The organism is Bacteroides sp. MSK.20.12 (assembly GCF_019052435.1).
GTDB classification, from domain to species: Bacteria; Bacteroidota; Bacteroidia; order Bacteroidales; family Bacteroidaceae; genus Bacteroides; species Bacteroides xylanisolvens.
In genome coordinates this window covers 58941-77294 of the sequence record NZ_JAHQVH010000028.1, presented here as the reverse complement: position 1 = coordinate 77294, position 18354 = coordinate 58941, and the positions used below count along the sequence as shown (strand labels likewise).

Here is an 18354-nt window from a genome sequence, read left to right as displayed (position 1 = left end):
GTATCCGAAAATCCGTCATAGTAATATGAAAATGGACGTCGGGTGCTTAGCCTACATTCAAAATACAGTCGGCAACATATTCAGCGGTCAGGTGGTAGGTGAAACGGCCAAGACACTTTCCGAACGTTTCGGTAAGATTTTACAGAAACGGCAGTCTATATCCATCAACCGTCAGGATGTTTCCACATCCATTAATACCCAGCTGGATTCTCTGATTCCTGCATCCAAGATTTCCAACCTATCACAGGGTACGTTTGTCGGTTCCGTGTCGGATAATTTCGGTGAGAAAATAGACCAGAAGATTTTCCATGCGGAAATTATCGTGGACCATGCCAAAGTAAGTGCGGAAGAAAAGGCTTATAAAAAAATCCCGGTTATCAACACGTTCAAGGACAGTGAAGGGAATGACATCATGCTCCAGCAGATACAGCGTAATTATGACCAGATAAAGGCGGATGCCCAGGCTATCATCAACGATGAAATGGAACGTATAAAGAACGACCCGGAACTATGTGAACGGCTGGGAATAGAAAGTGTAGAAGAGGAGAGAAGAAAAGCTGAATAGATACAGAATGACAAATAAATCCTGAATCAATTTGATTTTCAGGGAACATTCCTTATCTTTGAACTTGAAATAGAACATAACGGCGGATTACGGGATGTTTTCCGTCGATTATATACATAAGTCGCAAGATGCCCAAAGCTGGAATCTGGTAAATTTCAAAAATTGTAAAGGCTATTGCGTGAGGCTTATGCTATACCCTATAGCGTGAGCCCATGCGTATCTTTACAATGGGTTTACCAGACCCTCAGCTTTGGATTCTGCATGGGTTTCATGCTTTTTTAATAAGCTGAGGTATGGCAAAAGTACAGATTATTATGCCCGTCACATTGGACGGTTTCCTGCCGGACAAAAATGAGAAACTGATGGTATGGCTCAATACAGACCGGAACGGCTTCCCTTATTGGGAAGAGCGGGCTACATTCAACATGTATCCGCATTACGGCATGCTTGACTTGATGGATGCAAAAGAGAGACGAGACAATAACTGTACCTTCTTTATGAAAGTACAGGACGAAAAAAGTGCCGAATATGCTGGTGGAGTATTTCTCTTCCGACTCGCAGATGAACTGGTCATTTACCTGCTTCCAATATCATACAAAAGTGGGAAAAACATAACTGGAAAGATTCAATTCGGACAATGGACTTTACGTGAGTCCAAAACATTCCGAAACAATGTATGCAGACTGGTATACAGCCTTAAAGAATAAAGATTACTTCAGATCAAGTTTCTTCATTTTCTTGTACAGGGCTGTACGACTGCAACCGAGTTCCGCTGCTGTCTTGCTGACATTACCATGATTTTTATCAAGCAGATTTCGTATCCTTTCCTTTTCCTGAATGATACGAATATCCGGATTGTCACTACAATCTACATTGTCCAGTCCCAAGTCACAGACATCCAATAATGCATTATCCGCAACAATTACCGCACGTTTGATCTTTGCGTTCAATTCCCGCACATTACCCGGCCAGTCATATCCCAACATACATGCTTTTGCTTCTTCGGTAAATCCCTCATTCTTGACACGTATTCTGCCGGAATGTTCTTTCCTGAAAAATTCGGCAAGCGGAAGAATATCATCTTTACAATCTTTTAATGGCGGTTGAACAATTTCGAGTTCTGCAAGGCGATAATACAAATCCTCACGAAAACGACCTTCCTGCACAGCCTTTTCCATATCCTCATTGGTGGCAGATACGATACGCACGTCAATATGCTTGACTTTATCACTTCCAACAGGATTAAACTCCTTTTCCTGAAGAACCCGAAGGAGAAGAATCTGCATGGAATACGGCATATTACCGACTTCATCCAGAAATAAGGTTCCTCCATTGGCCGTTTCAAAATATCCCTTCCTATCAGCAACTGCTCCGGTAAAGGCACCCTTGACCGCACCAAAAAATTCAGAAGCCTGTAAATCGTTAGGTATACTTCCACAATTGACAGCAACGAAAGGTTTATCACGTCTGTCACTATAACGGTGGATCATCTGGGCTATCACTTCCTTACCGCTTCCGCTCGGACCGAGTATCAGAACTGAAAGTTCAGAAGATGCCACACGACGAGCCAGTGAAGCGGCTTTTCTGGCAGCTTCACTGGTACGTTCAACAAAAGAACGCTCTTTACGTACAATAACTGGCTGCTTAAGCATACTATGTACTAATTCTATCAGTAGCTCTTGATGAACAGGCTTTTGCAAATAATCCTTAGCACCGAGTTTGATAGCACGGACTGCATCCGTGATACAGGCATAATCTGTCATGACAATAAATGGAACTTCCATCTTAGAACGCATCATCCATTCCAGAAGACTAATACCATCACCTTCCGGCAGACGTACGTCTCCCAATACAAGATTGATTTCGTTTTTCTTCAGAATACTACGTGCACCGGGTTCATCTATAGCTGTCAATACTTCGTAACCGGCCTTCTGCAGCCATTTTTCAATCATTCCGCAAAGTATCATATTGTCTTCAACTATCAGAATTTTCATATCTTTTCAGTTCATTTTCTGTTTCATTAATTAATTTTTCAATCCACTCTATAATCTGGATAGCATTTTCACAAATAACATCATCACTAATATCCATATCGTGTAACTTTTCTTGAAAATCACGCAACAACTGTTCCTTTTCAAGCATTTCCCATACAGGCATCATTCGATGTATTGTTTTTCTCATGGATTCACGATTGGTTGTCTTTATGGCTGTTTTAAGTTCCTCAATTTCTTTTCTTGATTCCATGATAACAAGAGACATCATATGTTCATGATCATCTGTACTATCCAACAAGCAGGAAAAGTCAAAATCTCCAGTTTGAGAAACTTTTATTTGAGACATAATGGTTGATAAAAAAGTAAGTAATGCATGGATGTTGAACGGCTTATGAATGCAACCCGCAAATCCTTCTTTTTCATAGATTCCGGAATTTCCGTCACCACGGGCAGTCATGACTGCAACAGGAATGGTTCTTGAATTTCCTATGTCTGAATTTCTAAGTAGTTTTAATAGAGCGAACCCATCGATATCCGGCATTTGTACATCAGTAAGTATCATATCATAATCTGATTGTCTAATAGCTGTTACTACATCCCGTACATTCATACAGGTCGTACAAGTTATACCATTACGCCCAAGCATGTCTTCCACTATTTTTAGCAATATAGGATCATCATCCACAACAAGTACATTTTTCGGCAAAATGGTTATAGACTCACTATAAGAATTACATTCGTCCACAAGCTCATCCGTTTCTGGTAAAAGAAATTCAAGTTTGAACACGCTCCCCTTACCAAGCTTACTTTCTACATTTATTGTTCCATCAAGGACTTTAACTAGTCCCTTAGTCAGAAAAAGACCTAAACCGAAACCTTCTGAATTAACATTCTGCGCAGCACGTTCAAAGGGAGAAAATATTTTTTTAAGCGTCTCTTCATCCATTCCAATACCTGTATCCCTTATTTCAATCAACAGTTTCCCTTCTAAATATTCAGTATGGAAACAGACATTTCCTTTGGATGTAAACTTGATGGCGTTTGTAAGCAGATTGTCTAGTACTTGTTCAAGTTTGTCCGCGTCTCCTTTTACAGTTACATTTGAACCATTATGTTCCGAATATAGAATCAGACCTTTTGAAACCGATTTACGGGAGAATTCATCTGAAATGCGCAGCAAAAAACGATTTAGATGAAAAGGTGCATCATTACGTAAGCTACCGACGTCATTAATCCGGTAAGCATCCATCAGGTCGTTAACTAAATGTAGGACGTGTTGGCAAGAATGACGGATGTCATCTAAATAGATTTCGCGCTTTTTCTTTTCTCGCGTTTCCGAAACCAAATCGGCACAGTTATGTATATTACCAAGTGGGCCTCGTACATCATGAGAAATAGTTAAAATAATTTGCTTGCGCATTTCAAGTAAATCTACATTCTCTTTAATAACCTGTTTTAATTTTCGTTTAATCGTTTCTTCTTTATTAAAATCCGAACGTATAATAAAAAAGGAGAGCAATAATAAAATAATAGCTATGATTATAATTATAGAGAATAAGCGAAAAGCCGTTTTTTGAGCATTTATAATTTCTTTATTATATTCAATAAAATTCTTTTGAATATCATCATCTAAAACACATAAAAGCTCGCTTAATTGATTATTTATCAATTTATTTTTCATGATTAAACTATCTGATTCCATCTCTATCTGAATCAGATAATTTTTATGATCTATATTTGTTTTTTTCTTTAATTCTGAATATTCTATCACATAATATGGTTCTTGAATTGTTTCGGTTTTTCCAAAAAATCCAGCTAAACCTTTCTTCTTTCTCGTTACTGTTCGTGTTTTTAAACTCTTTTTAGGAATTTGGGATTCAAAAAATAAACTGTCTGACTTCTCTTTGGACTTAATAGTTCTCATGATATGCAAAAGAGAATATTCTTTTTGCTCTAACATATTACATAAAGAATCAACTTGCTCAATCTGGATAAAACCATTACAATGTATTTTTATATCTTGTAAAATACTATCTGTAAACAAACGATTCCTTTGATATTCTAAATAGTCTCTATAATTCCATGTAAATACAGACTCACTTAAAGATGATAATTTATTGACATATAAAGGTAAAACAAATATTTTGTTATGAACTAAATTTATTTGATATTGCTTATTATTTATGTCCTCTAGCTTAATCTTCTGATATATAAAAATTAAAGATATACATGCTATAATAAAAAAAACAATAATGTATCCAAATATAACTCTTCCATATAATTTTGAATCATTGATTTTCATATTTATAATATGTGTTTAATTTTCTGTATCGTAAATCAGCACAAATTATTCGTTTTTCTACATTTATGAGTATCAGCAAACCGTATCTCATAAAATATTATTATAGATGAGTTTCCTTTAAAAAGTACATTCTTTCAAATTTACCCCCTCTCAGAGGCATTTGTAAGGCGTTAAAATCTATAAAATACTTTTTGTAGTAGATAAATCAGTAATCTTCCAAGTCATGAATACTTGCAATATTCATAGAAAGGTATCTCTCTCCTGTATCAGGCAATAATACTACAATCCTTTTACCTTTATAATTGCAGTTTTGAGCTACTTGTACTGCAACAGAAACAGCTGCTCCTGAAGAAATACCAACAAGAAGTCCTTCTTTCCTTGCCAAATCTCGCATCATTTTAAAAGCATCATTATCATTTATCTGAATTATTTTATCAATATAACTCCTCTCTATAATTTCAGGTATAAATCCTGCACCAATGCCTTGTATCTTATGCGGACCAGCTACTCCTCCAGACAAAACAGGTGAACCTTTTGGCTCTACTGCTATTATTTCTATTTCAGGACTCTTCTCTTTTAATCTTTTACCAATACCGGTAATACTTCCTCCTGTTCCGACACAAGAGATAAAGACATCAAACTTTCCTGCATCTTCAATAATCTCATTTGCTGTTGTCATATAGTGAATATCAGGGTTGGCGGGATTTTTGAATTGCTGTAATATGACAGATCCTTTTATTTGAGAATTTAATTCTTCTGCTTTTGCTATCGCACCTTTCATACCTTCACTTCCCGGTGTCAAAACCAACTCACTGCCGAATGCTTTGAGAAGTTTCCTTCTTTCTATACTCATAGTTTCCGGCATAGTAAGAATGACTTTATATCCTTTTAGGGCTGCAATCCAAGCCATACCGATTCCGGTATTCCCGCTTGTAGGTTCAATGATTGTACCATCTTTTTTTAATTTTCCGGAAGTTTCCGCTGCTTCAATCATAGCATAGGCTGCCCTGTCCTTTACACTGCCTCCCGGATTGAAATATTCCACTTTGGCTATGATTTCCGTTCCGTATTCATCTTTATATATATTAGAAAGCCGCACCAATGGAGTCTTACCTATAAGCTGCAGCAAATTGTCCTTTATATTGCTCATATTTATCAGATTATTTTTTCTGTACTCTTTTTCCGTATGGTTCCACATCTTCTGTTACCCAGAGATTACCCCCGATAACAGCCCCCCTGCCGATTGTTATACGCCCCAATATGGTAGCATTTGAATATACCGTCACATTATCCTCCAATATGGGGTGGCGTGGTATTCCCTTTATCGGATTTCCGTTTTCGTCAGTCGGGAAACTTTTTGCACCGAGTGTGACACCCTGATACAGTGTGACGTGATTCCCGATGATACAAGTCTGCCCTATCACGATACCGGTTCCATGATCTATATTGAAATATTCTCCTATCTCAGCCCCCGGATGAATATCTATCCCTGTCTCAAAATGGGCAAGCTCACTGATAATTCTCGGTATGAGCGGTATCTCCATTTTATATAGTTCGTGGGCAATCCTGTGGTTTGAAATGGCTCTGATGGCAGGATAGCAGGATATTATCTCCCCGATACAGGTCGCTGCCGGATCTCCGTCAAAGGCTGCATGAATGTCCGTTGCCAGCACCCTTCTCATTTCGGGAAGGCTCCGTATGAACCTCTCGGCATACTTTCTTGCCGTCTGGCAGCAGGGAGTTCCCTTTATCCTTTCCTTCATGTTCTCATTTCCGAAGAGCATACCCGCCTGTATCTGCTGCGTCAGGATATAGCTCAGCTTCTCCAGTGTCACCCCAAGATGAAATGTGAGTGTCTGGCTGTTTACCGTATGATTTCCATAATATCCCGGAAACAGGACTGCACGGCAAAGTTCTATTATCTCATGTATGGCTTTACCTGAAGGTATCGGGTCTCCTTCTTCATATTTGATGAAAAGTTCAGGGAATGATGAATGATCCGCCAACTTTTCAACAACTTCTCCGATGTATGTAATATGTTCCATGTGATTATATATATTTAAATCGTAAATATACGTTGATTAAACCTATAATAAAAAGGATAGGTCATATCCTTTTTATTGTCTGCACTGTCTTTAAAATCCCAAAGCCTTGATCATCTTATGGTTCAGGTGTCTGTTCTTGCCCTTGAACGGATAACAGTGTATATGTATGGCAGGATTGAAGTTCATTTCAATGATCGCATAGTTATCCGGTGTGGCAGGAGCATGAATATCCTGTATCATCATATCCAGTCCGGTAATCTTCACGTTCAGAGCTTTTGCAGCTTCCACAGCAATAGCCTTGTACGAATCGTCTATATCGTCTGTAAAATCTATGCTGTCTCCTCCCGTACTGATATTGGAGTTCTCACGAAGATAGACCACTTCCCTCTCTTTGGGTACAGTGTTGAAATCCATTCCCTGCTGCTTCAGAAACATTTCTTCCTCACGCCCCTTTCTGATTTTCTCCAAAGGGGTGCGATATCCTTTACCTCTGAGCGGATCTTCATTCTTCATGTCTATCAGTTGTCCGATATTCAGAACACCGTCACCCGTCACATTTGCCGGAACACGGTGAAGGATACCTACCACTTCATCATTGATGATGAATATCCTGAATTCCCTTCCCGGTATGAACTTCTCTATAAGCACCGTGTTGTCATGCTCAAAGGCTATCTGCAAGGCTGCCTTGAAGTCCGTTTCATCATAGTTGTGCTTCAGTATGGTTATACCCAATCCGAAATTGGTGGACTTAGGCTTGATTACCACAGGTTTCCCTGCATACAGGCGGTAGTCTGCCATACCTGCCTCCGGTGACGTGTATTCATAACCGCCCGGCACGCTTATTCCGGCACGTTCCAGCACCTTCTTCGTTACCACCTTATTTTCCATCATCAGTACAGACACGTATGAGTCCAGAGAGGTCTTGGTTGCCTGCATCACATATTCTTCCTTTTTACCGTCAAACAGACGTATGAAATTTTCCTTACGGTCAAGTATTTCAAAACCTATCCCTTTAAGTATTGCAGCCTTCAGCAGAAGCTGTGTGGACATTTCCATATCCTCCAGTCCATGAAATCTGTAACCTCCGCTTATGGTGGTTTCCCTATACTGTCTTGCCTTTTCCAGATGGAACGGTACAAACCCCACCCTGTTTATGCTCTCATACAGTACCATGCCTATACGCTTCTCAGGATTCTGTACAAGGTACAGATTATGCTGCATCTCCTGACGGTAGATTTCATCGTCAAGCACCCCATATTCTGAGAGAATTCTCTCCATATCTTCTAAAATAGAAGTAGCTTTCTGCTGTACAGTGGTCGAGCAGCATTTCAACTCCTTCTTTTCGTCTCTTCCATAGCATGAAGCCATATCCTGATTACGTGTTGCCCTTTGCAGTTCTTCCTCCGTAAGACTTCCGTTCTCCTCCTTCAGCAGAGAATAGACAAGCAGAAGGTGAGAAAAATAAATGGCACTTGCACATACCCCCGATTTTGTAAACGGGTCAAGATCCACAATTCGTACCTCAATGTAAGAAGGAGAACCATTATCCTTTTCCAGAAACTTGATACGGACCGGAAGATAAAGCTCGTGAGGTCCGTCAATACGGTTTTCCCTTATCAGTTTGTCAATAGACATATTATAGGCTTCAAGTGAGGAATAATCGATGAAGAACTCCTCACGGTTACGATACCCTAATGGACTTGTCCTCAGACTGAGGCTTACCCCACACTTCATGGGCTGCTTTTCTCCCGTTTTAAGCGAAATCACATTCAGGGTTTCTTCTGCAAGCGGAGATTCACCGTACAGCCAGATAAAAAGCCAGCGGTATTTGAGAAAGTTCCTTACCACACGAAAATATACCGTTTCCCTGACCTCCTCCATAGAGCTACCGCAAACACCGCTTTTTAGCAGAACGTCCATCAGTTTTTCCGAAAAAGAGAAATTGAAGTGTATTCCCGAAATAAGCTGCCTTTCCTTTCCGTAGGTTCCGGCAAGTTTCTGACGGTAATACTCCTTGTCCTTAAACTCTCCCGAATAATGTGCAATGGGTATCTCCTGATTCTCCTTCAATACAGGAGGAAGGCTCTGAGGCCAGAGAAGCTCATCGCCGATATTCTCCGTAACCACATCGTGCAGCGTTTCCATAAATCCCAAAGCCTCTCCTACACTTGGCAGCGGCGGAGTTATCATTTCCACCTGACTCTCTGAAAAGTCGGTGGTTATATAAGGGTGCTTCCCCTTGTCGCCAAATACTGCCGGGTGTGGAGTCAGGGCAAGCGTACCGTCCTGATTGACCCTGACATTTTCCTTTTCAAGTCCGAAACACCCCTCTCTAAGCAGATGGCTGTTCTGTTTAAGTATAAAGCAAAAATCCTGTGTATTCATATACTGCTATATTGTATGTTTGATTCTTCAAGTTCCTTTTCCCTTTTTCTATATAATAGATAAAGTACAATGCCCTTTATCACGCTAGTAAGCGATATGCTCCACCAGACACCATCTATTCCCATTCCCATACTTTTGCCAAGCAGAAGGGCAAGAGGTATCCTCATTGTGGTGAACACGATGCTCACGGTTGCAGGATATTTGGTAAGCCCCTGTCCGGTATAAGCCCCCGAAGTGAGAATTTCAAGTGTGGCAAACAGCTGTGAGAAGCCGACTATACGCAGATAGGCACTGCCTATTTCTATGGTGGCAGCCTCCTTCACGAAAAATGACAGTATGGTTTCCGGGAAAGCTAAAAATATGAATGTGGCAGGTATGGAAATACAATATCCAAGCCTGATGCTTGTACGATAGCATTTCCTAATCATATCCGTATTCCTTTCCCCGTAATATTGCCCTATCAGTATGGAGGTTGCCTGCATAAGACCGTTCATAAGAAGAAACGAAAGCGACTCTATCTGAAGACCCAGCTTCTGTGCGGCTATTGCATCTGTTCCCCATATACTTACTATACGCCCGATGGCTATACCGATAAGCGAGAACAAAATACGCTGCATGGCAGGTGCTGTGCCTATTCCAAGTATTTTCCTGAGAAACTTGCGGGGTACCGCTTTTATACTCAAGGTAAGTTCAAGCCTATGTCTGAGAAGATATATCGCATACATCATGGCACCCCACTGTGAAAATGCCGTAGCCCATGCCGCACCTTCCACTCCCAGTCCGAAATAAAATATAAACAGAGGGTCAAGAATGATATTGACGATATTCCCATAAAGTACCGCCCTGAACGAGAACTGTGTCTTTCCGTGTGCGTCTATAATGGCGGTAAACAAAAGGTTCATAAACATGATAAGAACAGTGATACTGCTTATCCTCAGATAGTTCTGAGCCATCGTGTTTACTTCCGGTCTTTCGATATTGAAAAGGGATATAAGAGGCTCTGCCAGCATAAAGACGAACAGGGCATAGAATATCCCCAACACGAATGTACTGCGTATTCCGCATGATATGAAGTGTTGTATTCTGTCCTTCTTTTCAGCCCCTATACTGTGTGAAACCGATACCATGGTACCAATGGTTATCACGCTTATCAAAGACCAACCCAACTTGATATAAAATCCGGCTGTTCCAACAGCAGCCACTTCTCCGCTTCCCAATTTCCCGACCCAAAACATATCTGTAATATCGTATGAAATCTGAAGACAGGATGATAATATGATAGGGATTGCTATTCTCAATAGTGATTTTCTTTTTTCTCTTTTTGCTGATGTCTGTTCCATATTTCTAATTTTATATCGTAAAAATACGATACATTATACCAATAAAAAAACTCTTAATCAAATCATAAGAGTTCGGAAAACAGTTTCTTTGCCAAAAGCAGGTTCTCACGATTAATACGATAGCAAACCTTCGGTGGAGCTATCTCACCGTCTATCAGACCTACATCTTTCAGCACCTTCAAATGCTGTGATATGGTAGATTGTGCGATTGGCAGTTCCGTTGTCAAGTCCCCACAATAACAACATGCATTGTGGTTAGCCAACAACCTTACGATTGCTATTCGTGCCGGGTGGCTCAGAGCTTTTGCAAAACGGGCTGCCAAAATATCTTTTTCCTCAAATTCTTCAGCTTTACTAAATGCCATAATATTTTCATTGTTTTATATCGCAAATATACGATATGTTTTTTATCAACTAACCCCCTGATATGAATTTTATGTTTTTTTAATGTACAGACGCACGAAGCCCCCGGAGAGTTACCCCGCCGGAGGCTTTTTATCAGAAGAATTTTCTTGTATTGTTTGCAATCCGTACAAGGCTCAACATTACAGGCACTTCTACCAGAACACCTACCACTGTTGCAAGTGCAGCTCCGGACTGAATACCGAACAGCGATATGGCGACAGCAACGGCAAGTTCAAAGAAATTACTTGCGCCAATCATACCTGCCGGAGCAGCTACGTTATGTGGCAGTCCTGAAGCCTTTGACCAGCCGTATGCAAGCAAGAATATAAAGAATGTCTGTATAATCAGGGGTACTGCAATCAATAGAATATGCAGTGGGTTTACAAGGATTGTTTCACCTTGAAACGAAAACAGAATTATCAATGTGAGCAATAGTCCGATTATAGTAGCATTGTCGAACTTCTTTATAAATACATTATTAAAATAGTCTTCTCCCTTTTTCGATATTACAGTACGGCGTGTAATTACACCACCTGCAAGAGGTATGACCACAAACAAAATTACAGAAAGTGTAAGCGTGTCCCAAGGAATGGTTATTCCGCCAACACCGAGAAGAAAAGCCACTATCGGAGCAAAAGTCACCAGAATAAGCAAGTCATTCACTGCTACCTGTACCAGCGTATAGGCAGCATCGCCTTTAGTAAGATAGCTCCATACAAATACCATAGCTGTACAGGGTGCAGCACCCAACAGTACGGCTCCGGCTAGATATTCACCAGCCAGTGCTTCCGGTATCCACTGTTTGAATATAACAAAGAAGAATATCCATGCTATGCCGAACATCGTAAACGGTTTTATCAGCCAGTTTACAATACAAGTGATAAACACTCCTTTAGGTTTCTTTCCAACATTCTTAATACTCTGAAAATCCACCTTCATCATCATGGGATAAATCATCAGCCATATAAGAATGGCTACCGGTATGGATACATTCGCATATTCAAACTTACCGAGTGTTTCGGGTATGGCAGGAAACCATTGTCCTATTGCTATTCCTACTACAATGCAGATAGCCACCCACACTGTTAGGTATCGTTCAAAAAAACCTATTCCTTTTTTCTCTTTTTCCATATCCTTATTTTTTAGCAGTTGCCACCGCAAGAGCATTTTGGCAATACTTCTTTTCTGATTTCAGTAATGTAGAAACGGGCAAAGGCATTTCTGATTTCGTCACGCACACGGCGAAACTCCGAGTCAATAAACTCCAGTGTACCTGTTGCGTGTGAAGGATCGTCAAAGCCGATATGAAGACGTTTTCCTACTTTTCCTATGAATGTAGGACAGCTTTCATTTGCATCTCCGCATACAGTTATTACATAATCCCATTCCTGATTGATATAGGTGTTTACATGTGTCGGAATATGTGAACTGATGTCTATTCCTACCTCTTTCATCATTTCCATAGCCTTGGAGTTTACCTGAACGGCTGGTTCCGTTCCGCCGGAATATACCTCTAAATTTTTGTCAAATGACTGCAAAAATCCGTGAGCCATCTGGCTGCGGCAACTGTTTCCTGTACAAAGTATCAATACTTTCATTTCAAATAGTTTTTTAATTTGTTGATTTATATTTTACATTCTATACTCATAAGCAGGTAGTTTTCACGTTTCCCACTTTTTGCCTTCCAACTTTGGTAGTTTGGAGATATTCTGACTTGTTTAATCGGAGCATATTCAAAACCTCCTATAATGGTATGTCCTTCCTTAACTGTATTTTGGTTTTCTTCGGTTGCGTCCAATAAGTCGAATCTTCCATACAGATGTATTTTTGAATTTATTTTTATGGTAGTGTAAACCGAATATCCGTTTACATCTGTTTCCGGTGAAAATTTATAGTTGAAAGCACGGTTATATTCTGCACCGAAAGAAAACCTGCTGTGGCTGTACCCCGCAAAGGCTGCAATTGAATACTGATCTTTCTGATTTCCAGAAACCGACTTCATATACTCCGGTGTATTGTATATGTCGCCATACAGTCTGAACATAAATCCTTTTACCGGTTTTAAAGTTAGTCCGGCTCCGTATTTGTAATTGTTGTCCATATTCTTAAACTTACGCCCCTCTCCGTTTGTCAGAGCCATATCAGCAGATATGACAGGTGAAAATTCATATCCTGCTACAATTCCTATATCTTCACAAAAGGCTATTCCATATTCTTCCTGAAAAGATTTAAAGATATACCTATGTCCCCAGAAATTTTCCTGTTCCGAGAACTGCTTCAGATTTACCAGTCCGGCAGACACAAAAAATCCCTTCCCTTTCCAGTCTATCTGTGCGTTCTTCAAATATCCGTTGAATTTGGTATTTCCGTTTTCATCTGCCATTGTTTCCACATTCATAAGAATTTTTGCAGAAAAACCTTTTGTAAAAAATCCTTCATATCCTACAAAAGCACGGTCAAGGTTGAATCCGCTATTCTCGTTGCAGTGTCCGACCCCTGCCTTGTAGTTGGCAAAGAGGGTTAGTATGGGTTTGCCGGAAAATAATTTTTCATCATTTTGTGCAAAAGTCGGTTGAATGAAAATGGCGGCCATCATAATTGATGAACACCATTTTATAATACTTCTCATATTCATTTTTTTATAAAATGTAATTAAACAGATAACCGGATAGTATAATGAAGAAAGCAACTGTGCCAAAAAAGATACCAATCAGTTTCCATGTCATTACTTTTTTGAGTAAGGTTGCTTCCGGTAATGATAGCCCGACAACGGCCATCATAAAGGCAATGGCTGTTCCCATAGGGATACCTTTTGCTACAAATACCTCGATAACCGGAACGATACCTGCGGCATTGGCATACATCGGTACGGCAAGAATTACGGAAAGAGGAACTGCATACCAGTTGTCTTTCGACATATATTGCTCAAAGAAACCTTCCGGTACAAAGCCGTGCATAAAAGCACCTATACCTATACCTATAAGGATATAGACAAGTACGCCGCTTACTATCTTCCACGAATCACGGATAATGGTTGGCAGTCTTTTTATAAAGGTTGTATGGTCTTTTTCCCATTCCTCGCTTTGTACTGAAGAATTGGCTTGTATTTGCTTTACCCAGTCGCTGAGATAGGGTGCAAGCTTCATTTTTCCGAGGACGAAACCGCCGATAACTCCAAGCAATATACCACTAATCACATAAATCAGAGTAACCTTCAGTCCGAAAGAACCTAAGAACATGGCAACGGCAACCTCATTCACCAATGGTGAGGTTATCAGAAAAGCAAAGGTTACTCCCAACGGAATACCTCCCTTTACAAACCCGATGAACAACGGAATGGAGGAACAAGAACAGAACGGGGTTATTGCTCCGAAAATCGAAGCCAACAGGTACTGAAGTCCGTACATTTTGTGTGTTACCAGATAATTTCTCAAACGCTCTATCGGGAAATAGGCATTAATAATTCCCATTAGTACGCTGATGAAAAACAAGAGGATTAAAATCTTTATAGTGTCATAAAAAAAGAAGTTTACGGCCACTCCTATCGGAGTGTCGGCACTCAGTCCGAACAGTCCGTAAACAAGCCAGTCTGCAAAATCCTGTATCATATTTTAATTGTTTTTATTCGTCTAAATACGAACATTGTTCCAGTTAAAAAAGCGGCAGATACAACCGTTATGGCATCTGCCGCTCATCGTTAAATAACTCTGTTTATCAGATACCAAGAAGTTTCTTTACATCACTTTCTGTCGGCACCTGCCCTTTCATCTTCACTACTTCGTCAATGACAACGGCAGGTGTAGTCATGATGTTGTAGTTCATCATTTCCATGATGTCGTCCACCTTGGTCAGTTTTGCATCGATGTTGTTTTCTTTCAATACCTTCTCAATTACATTATAGGTTGATTTACATTTGGCACAACCCGGACCTAATACTTTAATTTCCATATTCGTAAATATTTTATTTGTTATCAAATCTGTTTTACAGATACATTATCCAGCAATAATAGATGCCGATGATGATGAATACCACACCTACAATAAGGTTCATCCATTTCTGCACCTTCTGCATCTTACCGTAGAAACTTCCCATCTGCTGTACACTGAAAGCAAGAATCCATGCAACGGCAAGTACAGGCAGGGCTGTGGCAATAGCGAATACCACCGGCAGCAGATAACCGGCTGTAGCCGTTGCAGACATCGGTATAAGCATACCGAAATAGAAAACTCCGCTTGTCGGACAGAAAGCCAGGGCAAAGAGTATTCCAATCATCAGGGCACCCCATCCGCCTTTCCTGGCGAGACCTTCCGCATTTCCGTTAAACCCGAATTTCGGAAGATTAAGTTTGTCACCAAAGAGCATGAACAGGCCTATTACAAGCAGAAGCGGACCAAGAACGAGTTCACCCCATGTCCCGATAGTCTTCTGAATACCGAACATGCTGGAACCTTCTTTAAGAATCATAATCAGTACCACTCCGAGCAGGGTGTATGAAAGGACACGTCCCAACGTATAAAGCAGACCGTTCCGGAAAATGCGTTTCCTGTTTTCAATGTCTTTTCCGATAAATCCGATGGCCGCTATATTTGTTGCAAGCGGACAAGGTGATAGTGCGGTCAGCAGTCCTAGTAAGAATGCCGTAAGAACGGGAGTAGAGCTGTTATCCAGCAATGTCTGTAACCAATCCATAGCCCTATATATTATTTCAACATTTCATTTACAGATTTCACTACACCTGCCTTGAATACATCCGGTGACTTACGGGCGTTTCCGAAAGCAAATTCTGTCATGTTCTCGTATGTCTCCTGTCCGTTCTTATACTTAACGATAAACAATGATGACCAGGTTACTTCATACTTTTCAGCTATCTTCTCATTTTCTTTCTTGCTGATATCTATTACCTTAAAAACGACCTCACCTTTTTTGATCTGCTCGGCAAAACTTTCTTCCATCGCAGCTTTTGTGTTGCTTTCGATAGCCATACAGGTTGCGCAACGCTGCTTTCCATGAAAATACAATACTTCTACATGGTCTTTTACTGTCACTTCTTTTTGAGTCTGTGCTTCAGTTCCGTTCTTTGCGTTCATGTTGCAAGAGATAAAGGCGAAACATACAGCAATTAAGAATAAAATCTTTTTCGGGTCAGTAGCTTTTTAGTGGGGATATGCATATAAGTTCGCAATGCGGAATAAGAAAAACTTCTTGTCAACAACTCCCCTGAGATTCGCTCTAAAGAGTTTGATTTTAGCATTGAATGATTCAGCAAGTGCATTTGAGGAACGGTTGTTGTAGAAGTTGAGTATCTCATCATAATGCTCATAGAAGGTGGCTGCGATGACATTAAAGGAGCGGAATCCCGCTTCTTCGACTTTGTTGTACCAGCGTGCCATGGACAGGCGTGCGGCATCCTTGATTGTGTTTTTGGCAAAGATCATCCGCAGGGAATGGCACAGTCCGTATGCCGTTTTGATGTCCGGGTATTCTTCAAACAGTATCGCAGCCCTTTGCTTTTGCCTGTCGGTCCATTTGTCGGCAGACTTGAACAGGAGATAACGCGAGCGTATAAGCAGTTCCTTGCGGGTGTCTCCATTGGGATAGCGGTACGGGATATACTCCTTACCGTTTTGTCTGGCTTCCTCCATCTCATCATTAGCCTGCTGCATGGCATCCCAACGGTGTTTGATGCGCAGCTCCTGTACGGCATCACAAGCCAGTTTCTGGATATGGAAGCGGTCGATGACCCGGCTGGCTTTAGGGAATGCCGTACGCACGATCTTGCGCATGGAGTCCGACAAGTCAAGCGTGACCTCCTCGACAGCATTGCGATGCTCCTCGTCAATCCGTTGCAGGACAGCGATTACGTCCTCCGCTTTTGTACCTGCAACGACGGCAACCAAGGATTGCTCCCGCGTGCGGACCTCACGGTTGGTTACAAACGTGTACAGCTCACCATTGGATAGCGAGGATTCGTCGATAGCCAGACAAGGGCCGATATTCTCCGGGAACAGCAGCCATTTATCTGCATGTTCCAACTGCTCCCACTGCCGGAAACCGCTCAGCACTTCCTTGTATTGCTTCTCAAACGTATGCCCGTCGATGTGATAGAACTCCTCAAGCGTATGGCAGGTCACGGGGGACGTCTCCATACGTTTCTTTTAAAAAAGCTCCAAATTCCTTGGAGTAACGAGTCCCTTTGGCTACAATGTCAAGGTCTATCGGGATGCTGAAACTCTTGCCCGTGCGCGTGTCTGTCCACCGCCTGCGACGGATCTTCAGAATCACTTTGTGGTCACGTATCGGGAAATCCGTCACGCTTACCGCTTCCATAAAACCTTTGGATTCAAAGTGTACGTCCTTGCTTAGCTCCGGATGCATCTTCTCGTCCAGACTGATGTGGATTTCCGTAGAAGTCTGCGATATACCGACTATGGAGAAGTAATCCAATATCTGTGTGGGCAGTACAATACTGGCCAACATGCTCAAATAATCGTTTTCCATGCTGTAAAGTAAAGAACTATTCAATTAGATTACAAATTTATCCCCACTAAAAATCTACTGACCCTCTTTTTCATGTCTTTCTATTTTTATTGTTAGTTATTCGCAAAACTACGAACTTTCTTGTCAAAAAAAAGAGCTTACTTACAGCAGCCCTCTTTCTTGCATATAGGTTGGCCAAGAAAATCTGCAAACATCTTTTTTGCTGTTTCCCAGTTTTCCTTGTTGATACAGTATTTTACTTTCGGTGTTTCTGTCTCCCCTTGGATAAGTCCGGCTTCTTTCAACTCCTTCAGATGCTGAGATACCGTAGCCTTTGCAATGGGAAGTTCCTCATGAATATCACCGAAAAAGCAACATTCCTGAGATGCCAGGAACTGGAGTATGGCTATACGTGCCGGATGTCCCATCGCTTTTGCAAAACGGGCTAACTTCTCCTGCTCCTCTGTATACTTCTTTTTTATCATTTCTATCCCTCTTTCTGTTTGTTGTTCGCAAAAGTACGAATATATTTCAATAAATCAAATGAATTATCATATTTTAATCTTTTAAACACTTGTTATCCCTTCCATCAAATATAAATCCCAATCCTGATTTGCCAGCCGCATTTATTCCTTTTTTCAGGAGAATTTTCCTTATGGCTTACGCCATGAAAATTCACCTGAAAAAGAATGCGGCGGCAAACGGATTAGAATTAAAGAAAAGATTACAGGGATTAACTGCGACCGACGTGACGCATAGCCGTAAATCAAAGGCGGCTATCCTTATATTCCATATATGGCCTCATAAATACTGTGAAAATGCATCTTCCCAAATAACAAA

The 18354-nt window shown here is 40.8% G+C and carries 18 protein-coding genes and 1 pseudogene; 2 read left to right on the top strand and 17 right to left on the bottom strand.

Features of this window, described 5'->3' with window-relative positions; genetic code table 11:
• A pseudogene (locus tag KTR06_RS15380) lies at window positions 1-565 on the top strand (conjugal transfer protein TraG); the annotation flags it as partial.
• A gap of 293 nt (window positions 566-858) precedes the next feature.
• Window positions 859-1272, top strand: a complete 414-nt coding sequence (locus tag KTR06_RS15375) for a hypothetical protein (protein ID WP_004326331.1) — start codon at window positions 859-861, stop codon at window positions 1270-1272.
• Between the two features lie 3 nt (window positions 1273-1275).
• Here the strand turns inward: KTR06_RS15375 and KTR06_RS15370 are convergent, their stop codons facing one another.
• The 17 genes from KTR06_RS15370 to KTR06_RS15290 form a co-directional block, all read right to left on the bottom strand.
• Entirely contained in the window at window positions 1276-2559 is a 1284-nt protein-coding gene (locus KTR06_RS15370) for a sigma-54 dependent transcriptional regulator (protein WP_004326332.1), read from the bottom strand.
• Window positions 2540-4861, bottom strand: coding sequence for a hybrid sensor histidine kinase/response regulator (locus tag KTR06_RS15365; RefSeq protein ID WP_004326333.1), 2322 nt, complete (start codon window positions 4859-4861; stop codon window positions 2540-2542). The genes KTR06_RS15370 and KTR06_RS15365 overlap by 20 nt, the downstream gene beginning before the upstream one ends.
• 205 nt (window positions 4862-5066) lie before the next feature.
• Window positions 5067-6011, bottom strand: coding sequence for a cysteine synthase A (gene cysK, locus KTR06_RS15360; protein WP_004326335.1), 945 nt, complete (start codon window positions 6009-6011; stop codon window positions 5067-5069).
• Between the two features lie 10 nt (window positions 6012-6021).
• A complete protein-coding gene (locus KTR06_RS15355) occupies window positions 6022-6906 on the bottom strand; it encodes a serine O-acetyltransferase (protein WP_004326338.1) in 885 nt (294 codons plus the stop codon).
• 90 nt (window positions 6907-6996) lie between these two features.
• Entirely contained in the window at window positions 6997-9291 is a 2295-nt protein-coding gene (gene gshAB / locus KTR06_RS15350; RefSeq protein WP_004326340.1) for a bifunctional glutamate--cysteine ligase GshA/glutathione synthetase GshB, read from the bottom strand.
• The gene (locus KTR06_RS15345) at window positions 9288-10631 is read right to left on the bottom strand and encodes an MATE family efflux transporter (RefSeq protein ID WP_004326341.1); all 1344 of its coding nucleotides are present in this window, start codon (window positions 10629-10631) and stop codon (window positions 9288-9290) included. Before KTR06_RS15345 ends, gshAB begins: the two co-directional genes overlap by 4 nt.
• 62 nt (window positions 10632-10693) lie before the next feature.
• Window positions 10694-10996 carry a helix-turn-helix transcriptional regulator gene (locus KTR06_RS15340; RefSeq protein WP_004326342.1) on the bottom strand — a complete coding sequence of 101 codons (303 nt, stop codon included), beginning with the start codon at window positions 10994-10996 and terminating at the stop codon, window positions 10694-10696.
• Window positions 10997-11129: 133 nt separating this feature from the next.
• On the bottom strand, window positions 11130-12167 hold the full coding sequence (arsB, locus tag KTR06_RS15335; RefSeq protein ID WP_004326343.1) for an ACR3 family arsenite efflux transporter: 1038 nt from the start codon (window positions 12165-12167) through the stop codon (window positions 11130-11132).
• A gap of 11 nt (window positions 12168-12178) precedes the next feature.
• Window positions 12179-12634, bottom strand: coding sequence for an arsenate reductase ArsC (locus tag KTR06_RS15330; RefSeq protein WP_004326344.1), 456 nt, complete (start codon window positions 12632-12634; stop codon window positions 12179-12181).
• A gap of 26 nt (window positions 12635-12660) precedes the next feature.
• Window positions 12661-13665, bottom strand: a complete 1005-nt coding sequence (locus KTR06_RS15325; protein ID WP_007843741.1) for a hypothetical protein — start codon at window positions 13663-13665, stop codon at window positions 12661-12663.
• 10 nt (window positions 13666-13675) lie between these two features.
• Window positions 13676-14644 carry a permease gene (locus KTR06_RS15320; RefSeq protein WP_004326346.1) on the bottom strand — a complete coding sequence of 323 codons (969 nt, stop codon included), beginning with the start codon at window positions 14642-14644 and terminating at the stop codon, window positions 13676-13678.
• Window positions 14645-14750: 106 nt separating this feature from the next.
• Window positions 14751-14984, bottom strand: a complete 234-nt coding sequence (locus tag KTR06_RS15315) for a thioredoxin family protein (RefSeq protein ID WP_004326347.1) — start codon at window positions 14982-14984, stop codon at window positions 14751-14753.
• A gap of 34 nt (window positions 14985-15018) precedes the next feature.
• On the bottom strand, window positions 15019-15726 hold the full coding sequence (locus KTR06_RS15310) for an aromatic aminobenezylarsenical efflux permease ArsG family transporter (protein ID WP_004326348.1): 708 nt from the start codon (window positions 15724-15726) through the stop codon (window positions 15019-15021).
• An 11-nt stretch (window positions 15727-15737) separates the two neighbouring features.
• Complete coding sequence (locus KTR06_RS15305) at window positions 15738-16124, bottom strand: nitrophenyl compound nitroreductase subunit ArsF family protein (protein ID WP_004326349.1); 387 nt, start codon at window positions 16122-16124, stop codon at window positions 15738-15740.
• Between the two features lie 66 nt (window positions 16125-16190).
• The gene (locus KTR06_RS15300) at window positions 16191-17183 is read right to left on the bottom strand and encodes a transposase (protein ID WP_005787846.1); all 993 of its coding nucleotides are present in this window, start codon (window positions 17181-17183) and stop codon (window positions 16191-16193) included.
• A complete protein-coding gene (locus tag KTR06_RS15295) occupies window positions 17149-17535 on the bottom strand; it encodes a hypothetical protein (RefSeq protein WP_004326196.1) in 387 nt (128 codons plus the stop codon). The genes KTR06_RS15300 and KTR06_RS15295 overlap by 35 nt, the downstream gene beginning before the upstream one ends.
• Before the next feature lie 137 nt (window positions 17536-17672).
• Entirely contained in the window at window positions 17673-17999 is a 327-nt protein-coding gene (locus tag KTR06_RS15290) for a helix-turn-helix transcriptional regulator (protein WP_004326352.1), read from the bottom strand.
• Between the last annotated feature and the right edge of the window lie 355 nt (window positions 18000-18354).

What these genes read in the sequence shown, in the direction of transcription:
- KTR06_RS15375 (WP_004326331.1), top strand. Translation starts at nt 859, where the DNA reads ATGGCAAAAGTACAGATTATTATGCCCGTCACATTGGACGGTTTCCTG.
- KTR06_RS15370 (WP_004326332.1), bottom strand. Translation starts at nt 2,559, where the DNA reads ATGAAAATTCTGATAGTTGAAGACAATATGATACTTTGCGGAATGATT.
- KTR06_RS15365 (WP_004326333.1), bottom strand. Translation starts at nt 4,861, where the DNA reads ATGAAAATCAATGATTCAAAATTATATGGAAGAGTTATATTTGGATAC.
- cysK (WP_004326335.1), bottom strand. Translation starts at nt 6,011, where the DNA reads ATGAGCAATATAAAGGACAATTTGCTGCAGCTTATAGGTAAGACTCCA.
- KTR06_RS15355 (WP_004326338.1), bottom strand. Translation starts at nt 6,906, where the DNA reads ATGGAACATATTACATACATCGGAGAAGTTGTTGAAAAGTTGGCGGAT.
- gshAB (WP_004326340.1), bottom strand. Translation starts at nt 9,291, where the DNA reads ATGAATACACAGGATTTTTGCTTTATACTTAAACAGAACAGCCATCTG.
- KTR06_RS15345 (WP_004326341.1), bottom strand. Translation starts at nt 10,631, where the DNA reads ATGGAACAGACATCAGCAAAAAGAGAAAAAAGAAAATCACTATTGAGA.
- KTR06_RS15340 (WP_004326342.1), bottom strand. Translation starts at nt 10,996, where the DNA reads ATGGCATTTAGTAAAGCTGAAGAATTTGAGGAAAAAGATATTTTGGCA.
- arsB (WP_004326343.1), bottom strand. Translation starts at nt 12,167, where the DNA reads ATGGAAAAAGAGAAAAAAGGAATAGGTTTTTTTGAACGATACCTAACA.
- KTR06_RS15330 (WP_004326344.1), bottom strand. Translation starts at nt 12,634, where the DNA reads ATGAAAGTATTGATACTTTGTACAGGAAACAGTTGCCGCAGCCAGATG.
- KTR06_RS15325 (WP_007843741.1), bottom strand. Translation starts at nt 13,665, where the DNA reads ATGAGAAGTATTATAAAATGGTGTTCATCAATTATGATGGCCGCCATT.
- KTR06_RS15320 (WP_004326346.1), bottom strand. Translation starts at nt 14,644, where the DNA reads ATGATACAGGATTTTGCAGACTGGCTTGTTTACGGACTGTTCGGACTG.
- KTR06_RS15315 (WP_004326347.1), bottom strand. Translation starts at nt 14,984, where the DNA reads ATGGAAATTAAAGTATTAGGTCCGGGTTGTGCCAAATGTAAATCAACC.
- KTR06_RS15310 (WP_004326348.1), bottom strand. Translation starts at nt 15,726, where the DNA reads ATGGATTGGTTACAGACATTGCTGGATAACAGCTCTACTCCCGTTCTT.
- KTR06_RS15305 (WP_004326349.1), bottom strand. Translation starts at nt 16,124, where the DNA reads ATGAACGCAAAGAACGGAACTGAAGCACAGACTCAAAAAGAAGTGACA.
- KTR06_RS15300 (WP_005787846.1), bottom strand. Translation starts at nt 17,183, where the DNA reads ATGGAGACGTCCCCCGTGACCTGCCATACGCTTGAGGAGTTCTATCAC.
- KTR06_RS15295 (WP_004326196.1), bottom strand. Translation starts at nt 17,535, where the DNA reads ATGGAAAACGATTATTTGAGCATGTTGGCCAGTATTGTACTGCCCACA.
- KTR06_RS15290 (WP_004326352.1), bottom strand. Translation starts at nt 17,999, where the DNA reads ATGATAAAAAAGAAGTATACAGAGGAGCAGGAGAAGTTAGCCCGTTTT.